The sequence below is a fragment of the Nocardia sp. NPDC004260 genome, assembly GCF_053603155.1.
The window spans coordinates 1-2,700 of record NZ_JBSGEZ010000217.1 but is presented as its reverse complement, the minus strand read 5'-3'; the positions used below and the strand labels follow the sequence as shown (position 1 = coordinate 2,700).

Annotated in this window: 1 protein-coding gene and 1 pseudogene; both read left to right on the top strand. The window is 66.4% G+C overall.

Going from position 1 to position 2,700, the window contains the following annotated elements; genetic code table 11:
* Positions 1 to 185: 185 nt before the first annotated feature.
* A pseudogene (istA, locus tag ACWEO7_RS39020) lies at positions 186 to 1,700 on the top strand (IS21 family transposase); the annotation flags it as partial.
* A 143-nt stretch (positions 1,701 to 1,843) separates the two neighbouring features.
* Entirely contained in the window at positions 1,844 to 2,629 is a 786-nt protein-coding gene (istB, locus tag ACWEO7_RS39015) for an IS21-like element helper ATPase IstB (RefSeq protein WP_452430817.1), read from the top strand.
* Positions 2,630 to 2,700 lie beyond the last annotated feature (71 nt).

The following is a 2,700-nucleotide window of genomic DNA, read 5'->3' as shown; positions in this document are numbered from 1 at the left end:
TGTCGGCGTTCATGAAATTCCCCACCAGATCCAGGTTCTCGTTCACGTAATCGGCCAGGGCCGTGTTCACGTAATTCCCCAGCCCGGGGCAGGCGTGACCTGGCCGTTGTGGGTCCTCGCAGCAGGAGTTGGCTGCTCCCATCAGATGGTGATGGGAGCCAGAATTGGCGAGGAGAACGTTCGACGTGGTCGACATCGTCGAGATCTTGATCCACTGGCATGCGGGCCGTTCGCATGTCCAGGTCGCGGAAAGCCTTGGGCTGGACCGCAAAACAGTGCGTAAGTATGTGACGCCTGCCCTCGGCGCGGGGATCGCGCCCGGCAGCGGTGCGCGGTCGAAGGCGGAGTGGTCGCAGCTGGTGCGGGAATGGTTTCCCGAGCTGGCCGATCAGCGGGTCCGGCAGACGACCTGGCCGGAGTTCGATAACCATCGCGAGTTCATCATCGCGATGACCAGGGCCGGAGTGACGCGGCAGACGATCTGGCAGCGGTTGCGTGACGAACACGGGCTCTCGGCGTCGGTGTCGTCGCTGAAACGCTATATGGATGCGAACCTGCCGGAGCAGAACCTGCGCTCGAAGGTGACGGTGCTGCGCGAGGACCCGCCGCCGGGGCAGGAAGCCCAGATCGATTACGGCTATCTCGGTTCGTGGGTCGACCCGGCCGGCGGGAAGCGGCGGCGGGTGTGGGCGTTCGTGATGGTGCTGGCCTGCTCGCGGTTGATGTTCGTGCGGCCGGTGCTGAGGATGGACCAGCGGGCCTGGACCGAAGCGCATGTGGAGGCGTTCGCGTTCTTCGGTGGCGTCCCGGCGAGGCTGGTGCCGGACAACCTGAGGACCGGGGTCGCGCGCCCGGACCTGTATGACCCGAGGATCAACCGCTCCTATGCCGAGCTCGCCGATCATTACGGTGCCCTGGTCGATCCCGCGCGGCGCGGGAAACCGAAGGATAAACCGCGAGTGGAGCGGCCGATGCCGTATGTCCGCGACTCGTTCTGGCGGGGCCGGGAATGGACTTCGCTGGCCCAGATGCAGGCCGCGGCAGTGGTGTGGTGCCGAGACGTGGCCGGGCAACGTTCGTGCCGGCCGCTGGACGGGGCGTCGCCGCAGACGGTGTTCGACGCGATCGAGGCCGAAACACTGAAACCGTTACCGGGCACCGATTTCGTGCTGGCGGACTGGACGACGGGGACCGTCGGCCCGGATATCCATGTGAAGTCGGGTAGGACGCTGTATTCGGTGCCGTGGCGGTTCATCGGCCGCAGGGTCGATATTCGGTCGACATATTCGATGGTGCAGATCTTCGACTCCGGCGAGCTGGTCGCGACTCATGTGCGCAAACCGATGGGCAAGCAGTCGGATCTGTCGCACTATCCGCCGGAGAAGGTCGCGTTCGCCATGAAGGGCCCGACCTGGTGCCGGGACAAGGCCGCCGGGATCGGTGAGGCGACGGTCGCGGTGATCGCCGAGCTGCTGTCGGAGAACGCGTTGTTCCGGCTGCGGGCCGCCCAAGGCGTGCTCGGGCTGGCCGACAAGCACGGCGCCGCGCGGCTCGAACTGGCCTGCGCCAAAGCGGTCGTGGTCGGGGATCCGTCGTATCGGACGATCAAGGGCATCCTGGCCGCCGGCCTGGAAGCCGACCCGCTGCCGCCGTCGAGCGGCGACGCAGGGGCTTCGGCGTTCCTGCACGGTCCTTCGCGGCTGTTCGGCAACGTGGTGGCCCTGCCCAACCCGAACAGCGTCGCGGCCATCCGGGCGACGATGAACGCCGAGATGGACACGACCGCATCGCCTCCCGATCGCGACGGCCATGGTGACGCAGAACAGGGTGAGGGGGTGTCGGCATGATCGTCGATGTCGCGCTCGAACAAGCGTTGCGGCAGCTGAAACTGTCCGGGATGCTGCAAACCCTCGAATCCCGCCTCGCCCAGGCCCGGGCCGGGGACCTCGGGCATATCGAGTTCCTGCAGGTGCTGTGTCACGACGAGATCGCCCGCCGCGACTCCCAGTCGATCGCGCGGCGGATCCGCCGCGCCCAATTCGAGCAGCAACACACCCTCGAGGGATTCGACTACCACGCCAGCCCGAAACTGCCCGCCGCCCAGATCCGGGACCTGGCCGCGTTGCGGTGGCTCGCGGCCGGGGAATCGGCGATCCTGTATGGGCCGGTCGGGGTCGGAAAAACCCACGTAGCACAGGGTTTAGGTCATCTGGCGATCCGCCAGGGCGCCGAGGTCAGGTTCGCCAAGACCAGCCGGCTGCTGGCCACTCTGGCCGGTGGTCACGCGGACCGGACCTGGGACAAACGGTTGCGGGAGTTCGTGCGCCCGCACGTGCTGATCCTCGACGACTTCGGGATGCGGGAGTTGACCGCGGTCCAAGCCGACGACCTCTACGAGCTGATCAGCGAACGCGCCGCAGCCGGCGGGTCGATGATCCTGACCTCCAACCGGTCCCCGGTCGACTGGTATCCGCTGTTCCCGAACCCGGTAGTGGCCGAGTCGCTGCTGGACCGGCTGATCAACACCAGCCATCAGGTGTTCATGAACGGCCCGTCCTACCGGCCCAACAAACGCCCCGGCACCAAGACCACCACGACACCCAAGGCACCCAGGAAGGAGGTCGGGTAGAACATCAACTAGGACCCACCACCTGTCCGATTACGTGAACGACGGGCTGGGGAATTGAGTGAACGCTGACA